Origin of the sequence: Mycobacterium sp., assembly GCF_049281135.1 — a bacterium.
Lineage (GTDB): Bacteria > Actinomycetota > Actinomycetes > Mycobacteriales > Mycobacteriaceae > Mycobacterium.
On record NZ_JBAPRN010000071.1, the window covers coordinates 1 to 7,869 of the forward strand.

The window sequence follows — 7,869 nt, forward strand, 5'->3', positions numbered from 1 at the left end:
CAACACCCCGAGGTGCTGATCGAGCAGCGGATTGTCGGTGACGACCTTCGGCTCGTGGTGATCGACGGTCGGGTTGTCGCCGCGGCATTGCGGGTGCCGCCCGAGGTCATCGGCACTGGCGAGCACACCGTGCGGGACCTGATTGTGGCGGAGAGCCGACGGCGTTCGGCGGCCACTGGTGGTGAGTCGAAAATCCCGCTGGACGATGTCACCGAGGCGACGGTAGCCGAAGGCGGCTGGCAGCTGGATAATGTTCTGCCCCAAGGTAATCGGTTGCGAGTTCGCCACACCGCGAACCTGCATCAGGGCGGCACAGTCCACGATGTCACCCCTGACGTGAATCCTGAGCTGTGCCGGGTCGCCGTGACGGCCGCCGAGGCGATCGGCATCCCGGTGACCGGCATCGACCTGCTCGTCCCCGACGTCACTGGCGAGGAGTACGCCTTCATCGAGGCCAACGAGCGGCCGGGCCTGGCCAACCACGAACCACAACCCACTGCAGCGGCTTTCGTCGACTACCTATTTCCCGGTCAACCCGGTCAGCCGCTGGCCTGGACTCCCGACGAATCGCCGCGCGTGCCTGATGATTCGGTCGTCAGATAAAGCGTGTCGCGTCAGGTCTGCCGGTAGGTCGGGACCACGATGATCTGCCCGTCGGTGCTCAGGACGACGTACCGCGGGCGGATAACCGGACTCACTGCCGACGCCATTCCAGCTCCTCGTCGTGGTGTGCCGATGAATTCAGGCGCGCAACATCCCGGTGCCGTCCGGGTCCGGCGGGTTGCAGGCGTGCTCTATTGCGTTCTGTCCCACCCATTGTTGGCAAGGGCTCGGTCCACTGAACGGACCGAGGTCGTGGACGACAACGGCCTAATCCGCGTGACGGAAGTCAATACGCCGATAACCTGTTCCTTATGCTCGAAGGGGTAATGCTGCTGTGGTGGATCCTCACGATTCCGTCGTTCTTGTTCGTCGTCATTGACATCTGGCGGACCACCCCCGAGTCGGTGGTGCTCAAGTGGGCCTTCGTAATCCTCACCGCATTCACCGGACCGCTTGGGGCGTTCTTCTACGTGCTCGGCTGTCGGGAACCGTTGCGGGGCAACCACGAACAATATGTCGCGGCCCGTTGGCGCCAAGTGCTCGGCTCGACGATGCATTGCGTCGCCGGCGACGGGATAGGCATCGTCGTGGGGGCCGCGATCGGCGGTGTGCTGGCGATGTCTTTTTGGCCGGACTTTCTGCTCGAGTACCTACTGGGTTTCGGGTTCGGATGGGCTTTCTTCCAGGCCTTCGCGATGCGCGACGCAGCAGGCGGGTCATATGTGAAGTCGCTGAAGATGACGTTCCTGCCTGAGTTGCTATCGATGAACCTGCTCATGACGGGGATGATCCTCACGTCCCGCTTCGCGATGCGAAGCACGGCCGGGGCTGACGACCCGATGCGCCCTCAGTTCTGGTTCGTCATGTCGATGGCGCTGATTGTCGGATTCGTGTGTGCGTACCCGATCAACTGGTGGCTCGTCGCCAACCACATGAAGCACGGCATGATGACGGTTCGAACGGAGCCCGCACCGCAAGCACACTCGATGGGCGCGATGTCGACTGAATCGTCAGCGGGGTCAAGCCCACATCAGCCGGGCACTGGCGTGAAGACCGCGATGACTTTGTTCACTTTCGCCGTCCTCGGCGCCGCACTCGCCATCGTTGTCCGATTCGCCATGTGAGCTTCCGGCGCAGTCACCAGGGTGACGGTAGGCCGGCGCGAATCCGGGCGACCTCGGAGCGGGCAAAGCGCACCCGGTCGGTGTCGGCGCCGCGCGCCGCGGCCAACTCGTCGGCGAGCGAATAGGCGGCGTTGAGGATGTAGCGGGCACGCCGGCGTTCCTGACGGTTGCGACCCGCTTTGCGGTAAGCCTTGCGGGCCTTGCGGTTACCGGCCATTGCACCCAGTTCGATCGGGCTGATCACGTTACGGGCCTGCTCGGGCGCCATGACGTCGCGGACGAAGTCGCGTTCCTTGGCCACGGTCAACTTGTAAACCCGCGCAACGATAATCAGCGCGACGATGATCGTTCCGATCAACAGTCCGATCAGCGCCAGCGCATTCTGGCCGGCGATGGCGGCCACCGAGTCCCAGGCCCCGTGCAGCAGCATCGGTATCGCGATCAGGAGCAAGCCCCGCCCAATTTTGCGGGGTTCAGCAGGACGGCCGAAAAGGTAGACCACACCGGCGCAGAAGATTGCAGTGTAGAGGATATGGGCGGCCACCCCGGTGAGCATGCGAAGGATGATGGTGCCAACCGAGGCCCCAATTTGGTTGGCGCCGAACTGGGTTCCGGCCGACGTCATGGCGTAGGTGATGTCCTCGACAATCTGGAAGCCCAGGCCGATGAAGGCACCCAGGATGAACCCGTCGAAGGCGGTCCGTACGTGTCGCTGCGCCAACGCGATGAGCAGTAGCAGCCCCGAACCCTTGGCCAGTTCCTCGGTGAACGGGGCGGCGAGCCCGGCGCCCCAGTTCAGCGCCCACACCTGACCGAAAGTCTTTCCGTAGATGGCGAGTATCGCGTCGTTGGCGTTCGCGGCCATCGCCCCGGTAGCGGCGAAGCCGCCCCACACGAACGCGACGACCATCAGCTTGTGGGGGAGCTTGGCGTAGTGGTCGATGCGGTCGGTGAACCACCAGAACAGCGCGGCGTAGATGGCGAACGACGTGACCGCCAGCCCGATCGCTTCGCCGTACGCGTTGTACTCGCGCGCGAGCGTGGAAAAGAAAGTGAGTACGCCGATTCCGACCAGCGCCAGGTATCCCCAGAATGCGAAGTTGCGCGGTTGGTAGAAGACGAACCGCCTGCCCCAGCCGGAAAGGTCGAGCGCGACGTCGCGCGCACGATCGAGTTCGGTCAGCGTCGTTGTCATCGCTTTTCCTGTCCGGATTGGCTGATGCTGCCGATCATCCGCAACACCGCGGCGCTGGGCTCGGCGCCGGCGTCGGTCGGTCCGGTCGCGACTGCTTTGACTCCTCGGTCGCCGAATACGAACGCGGCGATCAGGCCGCCGGTGTGCGGCCCGGTGACGCGAACCGTCGCGCCTTCCTTGCCCGCAGCGGTGACGATCGTGGCGGGCGCGCCGGTGATATGCACTCCGCGGCCCTGGTTGAGCGCATCGGTGGTGGCCTCGATCTGATCGAGCAGTTGGTCGGCGTCGCCGTGGAACGGCCCAGTGCGGACCGTGAACTTCAGCGCTCCGTGCTCGATGGTCGCTGAGGCGGGGTACTGACCGGATATCGGGCCGTGGCCCTCGCGGAGACCAGAGGTGATGCCCCAGCCGGCTTCCGGAACGAATGTCACGTTGCCTTCGAGCTCCAAGACGTCGCCGGCCCTGACGATGTCGTGGTACGGCACCGTTGCATTGATCACCGGCAACACCACCGACATGATGAATACCAGTACGAATACCGCCAGCGTCGGGCGCAGGGTGCGCCGGTCCAGACCGAACAGCCGCTCGTCGGCCGGCACCCACCCCTCGTCAGGTTCGAACCTTGGCGCTGAGGCTGCCGAGGACACCCCGGCTCCCGGATCCGGCATATCCGCCCAGCCCTTCTACCCGCTGTGACGACGCCTGATGGCGCCGCAGTGAGAGTAGCGAGGGGTGGGATAACCGGCATCAACAATGGCGACATCCGCGGCTTTGGCTCCCGCTCGACGCATCACCTCCTAGGCTCGGAGTTCATGACAATCGACCGTATGGCGCTGGCCGCGGGCAGCATCCGACTTGCCTCGGGCATCTCGTTTCTCGTCGACCCCCTGCGCGCGAACCGGCTCTGGGGCGATCCGGACCAGCCCACGCCGACCGCGCAACTACTGCTGCGGTCGATGGGGTACCGCGACGCGCTGATCGGAGGATTGCTGGCTACGGCGGCGCTGCGCGGCAACAACACTCGCGGCTGGTTCCTGGCTTCGGCGGGCGCCGACGCCGCCGATCTGCTCGGCGGGATGAGCGTGCATCACGAGATGAAACGCTCGCAGCAACTGATCGGCCTGGGCGGCGCCGTCATCGGCATCGGCACCGGACTGTGGGGCGCGGTGCGGCGGACCACCGGCTCGGTCGAGAGCCCCGCTTCGGCTGCCGGATAGTCAAAGCCTAGGTTGGCGACGGTTGTTTCGCCCGACATTCACCGAGGCCACGGACTGTCGGTGAGAACAGCGACAAACCGCGTCGGTTTGCTCCACGATCGAAAGTGACGGCGTTCGTATGTAAAGCGTTTGCACCACCGGTAACTAGACCGAGTCGCAGGAGTGGGCTGGATGAAGCGAATCGTGTTGGGCATGACGGGGGCGACCGGCGCGGTGCTCGGTATTGAGCTGCTGCGCCAACTGCAACGGTGCGCCGATGTGGAGACGCATCTAGTGTTGTCGCGATGGGCGCGAGCCACCATTCACGTGGAGACGGAGTTGTCCGGGCGTGATGTCGAGTCCTTGGCCGACGCCGTCTATTCCTGGGATGAGCAGACGGCGGCGATCTCGTCGGGTTCTTTCCGCATCGACGGCATGGTGATCGCGCCGTGCAGCATGAAGACGCTGGCGGCGATCCGGACCGGGTACGCCGACGGCTTGATTGCCCGTGCCGCCGACGTGACGCTGAAGGAACGGCGGCGGCTGGTGCTGGTGCCGCGTGAGACGCCGCTGAGTGAGATTCATTTGGAAAACATGCTGGCACTAGCTCGCATGGGTGCCAGCATCGTGCCGCCGATGCCGGCGTTCTATAACCAGCCGGCGTCCGTCGGAGACATCGTCGATCACATCGTGACCCGGATTCTGGACCAGTTCGATATCGAATCGCCCACGGCCAAACGGTGGGCTGGTGTAGCAGGCGTGAAGGCCTCGAGCCTCAAGGTGGTGAAGCCCTGATGGCCAGGATCCGCGACCTCCGTGACTATCTGTGCGTGTTGGAATCTCTTGGGGATGTTGAGCATATCGACCGTCCCGTCAGCGCGGTGTTGGAGGCGGCGGCGATCACGCGTCGCTCAACGGAGCAGGGGCGGCCGGCGCCGTTGTTCGACAACGTCGAAGGGGCACAGTCCGGGTTCCGTTTGCTGGGAGCGCCGGGTGCGCTGTCCAGCGATGCCCGGCATCGATTGGCCCGCGTTGCGCTTTCGCTCGGTCTTTCGCACGACGCTACGCCGCAAGACTTGGTCGAGCACCTGGCAGCGGTGCACAAAAAGGCGCCCATTCCACCGAAACTGGTCGCACGGGATTCGGCGCCGTGCAAGCAGAACGTTCTGCTGGGCGACGAGGCGACGCTGGATCGTTTTCCGATCCCACAGATCCACCCCGACGACGGCGGCCGCTACCTGAATACCTGGGGTGTCATTGTCGCCCAAACTCCCGACGGGCGGTGGACCAACTGGTCGATCTCGCGGATCATGATGCTGGACAACCGCCATATGACTGGCTTGTTTCTGCCGCAGCAACATATCGGGATGATCTGGGCGGAATGGGAAAAGATCGGTAAGCCAATGCCTTTCGCCGTGGTGCAAGGCGGTGACCCCGGTGTGCCGATGATCGGTGGGATGCCGATTCCGGAGGGGGTGGATGAGGCAACGTTCCTGGGTACGCTCTACGGCGAACCGGTCGAAGTGGTCAAGTGTGAGACGAACGATCTCGAGGTGCCGGCGGGCGCCGAGGTCGTCATCGAGGGCCATGTGTCGATCACCCGCGACGCCACCGAAGGTCCGTATGCCGAATTTCACGGGTATGCGCTTCAGGAGACTTCCCCGGAACCGGTGTACACGATCGAGGCGATCACCTACCGCGACAACCCGATCTGGCCGATCAGCGCCACCGGCCGCCCACCCGATGACTCGCAAATCGCACCTGCACTCGGGGTTTCGGCTGAAGTGCTGGCGCTGCTGCGCAACGCCGGCATCCCCGTCACCACGGCGTGGCTGCTGGTGGACACCGCGTGTCATTGGATGATCATCACCGTGCCGCGCGGCTGGCGCGAACGGTTACCCGCTGCCAGCTCGACTGGACTTGTGCACCGGATCGGGGAGCTGATGAGCGCCAACCGGGTAGGTCACATGTGTCCGGTGACCTACGTGTTCGATGACGACATCGACCCTTCCAACACTTCAGATCTATTGTGGGCGTTGGGTACCCGCATCCATCCTCAACTACGTCAAAACCACTGGCCGGTCCCCATTCTGCCGTGGTACCAGTGCTACACCGAAGAAGAGCGGCACGCCGGGCGCGGGCCGATCGTCGTCCACGACGGGTTGCTCACCGCCCTCGAGGACGGCGAAGCACGCCCCGCCACCTTCGACAGCCTCTACCCGGCGGAGCTTCGTGAACGCGTGCTCGCCGCCGAGTCACGCTGAATCGAATCGTCCACGCCGCCTTATAATCGCTGAATTCGTCGATGACGTTCAACCCGGGAGGCACGGCGAACCGGCGGCTAGCTTTGGCCACTTTGCACTTAGCCTCGAGGCGACGGTGCCCACGCTCCTTGACGACCCGCATCCGGTCGGCGATCCAGACTCTCCAGATAGGTCGCGACGGCCTGTCCGCGGTTGGCCACGCCGAATTTTTGCAAAATCCTTTTCACGTGCGACTTTACGGTTTCTTCGGAAAGGAAGATCGAGGCGGCGATCTCTCGGTTGGTGGAGCCCTTGGTCATCAGCTGCAGCACCTCGTACTCCCGTCGCGTCAGAGCAGAAACGACCTCGCTTCTGCTCTGCCACGGCGCCGTCGTGGCCTGTTCATCTAACTCCAGCAGCGGAGCCTGACCACCCATGCCGCCCAGTACGCCCTTTGCCGACTGGGCCAGCTGTTCGGCGACTCGTTGCTGAAATTGCAATTGTTCGATCAGGATTGCCCGTTCCACGATCTGCCCTAGCGACTCGGCGAAGGAGGCAATGACGTCACGGTCGATCTCGTCGACCGGACGGTCCGTGAAATACGCATCACCGTGTATCGTCGCCACGACCTCGCCATACGCGATCACCGGCGCACCTACGTAGTTTGCCGCCCGCATCTTCTGCACGATCGGCTGAAACGCGTCCGGGTCGTTCAGCGCATCCGTGATGATTGCCGGAGAGCGGCGGCGGACGATCAGCGCCTCAGGACGTTTCGGTGCCAGATCGTATCTCGTGTGAGCCGAGAACTCTTGGCAGTCGCGGGCCCACTCGTCGTGGTCGGCGAACACGGTGGCGGCGGCGCTCAGCACCCCACCCTCACGCTGGAACACCATGAAGCGCTCGAGCCCTGGTAGGTCGCACATCGCCCGGGCTGCGTGCTCGAGCAAGGCCCTGACCCCCGCTGAGGGGGACAGCCGCGCGCTCACCTCTTGCCCGCTGGTGAGCAGGTGCAACCGCTCCTCGTTGACGGCCTGACGATGGCTGGACCGAATGTCTTGAAGCTCGATGGCCACTTCACACAGCCGCGCCAGTTCGCGTGAGTCCCCGGACGCGGCCCGGTCACGCATTGCGCGAAGCATCTGGCCGTGCAGTTCGTCGGCACGGTCGCCCAGTTCGGTCAGGAATCGGTCCTTCCGCGAATCGATGCCGCCAAGCCGCGGAGTCGGCAGCATGTTGGCAGCCTTGGCGAATGTGCGCTGGTATCGACGGACCAAGGCCGCAGACGTGGACTCCCAGGTTTCTCGCGGCTGCTTGGGGCCGGATGTCGACGAAAGATCAACCGGCATCATTCCTCCTCGGCATACGCGCAGCGGCGCGCACGATGGACATCATTATTGACCCCGCGGCCCGTTAGCTGGCGTGATTGCTGACGCTCAACGACCAGCGATCCAAGGCAACGACCACGATCGCTGTAAGGGTCATCCCACTTCCCATCCCTGAGTACTCAC

7 protein-coding genes and 1 pseudogene are annotated in these 7,869 nt (G+C 64.1%); 5 read left to right on the forward strand and 3 right to left on the reverse strand.

All coding sequences use genetic code 11. The features are described 5' to 3' along the window. Together WAN02_RS02925 and WAN02_RS02930 are read left to right on the forward strand one after the other, a co-directional pair. Positions 1 to 603: pseudogene (locus WAN02_RS02925) on the forward strand (N-acetylglutaminylglutamine synthetase); the annotation flags it as partial. A gap of 311 nt (positions 604 to 914) precedes the next feature. Continuing rightward, the gene (locus WAN02_RS02930) at positions 915 to 1,727 is read left to right on the forward strand and encodes a DUF4396 domain-containing protein (RefSeq protein ID WP_422262688.1); all 813 of its coding nucleotides are present in this window, start codon (positions 915 to 917) and stop codon (positions 1,725 to 1,727) included. A gap of 13 nt (positions 1,728 to 1,740) precedes the next feature. On the opposite strand, the gene WAN02_RS02935 is transcribed toward WAN02_RS02930, so the two are convergent. Then, positions 1,741 to 2,922 (reverse strand): PrsW family intramembrane metalloprotease, encoded by a 1,182-nt coding sequence (locus tag WAN02_RS02935; RefSeq protein ID WP_422262690.1) that lies wholly within the window; start codon positions 2,920 to 2,922, stop codon positions 1,741 to 1,743. Next, positions 2,919 to 3,521, reverse strand: a complete 603-nt coding sequence (locus WAN02_RS02940) for a hypothetical protein (RefSeq protein ID WP_422262692.1) — start codon at positions 3,519 to 3,521, stop codon at positions 2,919 to 2,921. The genes WAN02_RS02935 and WAN02_RS02940 overlap by 4 nt, the downstream gene beginning before the upstream one ends. A gap of 213 nt (positions 3,522 to 3,734) precedes the next feature. On the opposite strand from WAN02_RS02940, the gene WAN02_RS02945 reads away from it, so the two are divergent. From WAN02_RS02945 to WAN02_RS02955, 3 genes are all read left to right on the forward strand, one after another. Beyond that, positions 3,735 to 4,139, forward strand: a complete 405-nt coding sequence (locus tag WAN02_RS02945) for a DUF4267 domain-containing protein (RefSeq protein WP_422262694.1) — start codon at positions 3,735 to 3,737, stop codon at positions 4,137 to 4,139. A gap of 171 nt (positions 4,140 to 4,310) precedes the next feature. Next, positions 4,311 to 4,913: a non-oxidative hydroxyarylic acid decarboxylases subunit B gene (locus WAN02_RS02950; protein WP_422262696.1), complete on the forward strand. Its 603-nt coding sequence runs from the start codon at positions 4,311 to 4,313 to the stop codon at positions 4,911 to 4,913. Next, positions 4,913 to 6,382 (forward strand): UbiD family decarboxylase, encoded by a 1,470-nt coding sequence (locus WAN02_RS02955; protein ID WP_422262697.1) that lies wholly within the window; start codon positions 4,913 to 4,915, stop codon positions 6,380 to 6,382. The genes WAN02_RS02950 and WAN02_RS02955 overlap by 1 nt, the downstream gene beginning before the upstream one ends. 98 nt (positions 6,383 to 6,480) lie before the next feature. Here WAN02_RS02955 and WAN02_RS02960 read toward each other — a convergent pair whose 3' ends face one another. Beyond that, positions 6,481 to 7,707, reverse strand: a complete 1,227-nt coding sequence (locus WAN02_RS02960; RefSeq protein WP_422262698.1) for a LuxR C-terminal-related transcriptional regulator — start codon at positions 7,705 to 7,707, stop codon at positions 6,481 to 6,483. Positions 7,708 to 7,869 lie beyond the last annotated feature (162 nt).

Coding starts and splice junctions, on each gene's coding strand:
- WAN02_RS02930 (WP_422262688.1), top strand. CDS start 915: ATGCTCGAAGGGGTAATGCTGCTGTGGTGGATCCTCACGATTCCGTCG.
- WAN02_RS02935 (WP_422262690.1), bottom strand. CDS start 2,922: ATGACAACGACGCTGACCGAACTCGATCGTGCGCGCGACGTCGCGCTC.
- WAN02_RS02945 (WP_422262694.1), top strand. CDS start 3,735: ATGACAATCGACCGTATGGCGCTGGCCGCGGGCAGCATCCGACTTGCC.
- WAN02_RS02950 (WP_422262696.1), top strand. CDS start 4,311: ATGAAGCGAATCGTGTTGGGCATGACGGGGGCGACCGGCGCGGTGCTC.
- WAN02_RS02955 (WP_422262697.1), top strand. CDS start 4,913: ATGGCCAGGATCCGCGACCTCCGTGACTATCTGTGCGTGTTGGAATCT.
- WAN02_RS02960 (WP_422262698.1), bottom strand. CDS start 7,707: ATGCCGGTTGATCTTTCGTCGACATCCGGCCCCAAGCAGCCGCGAGAA.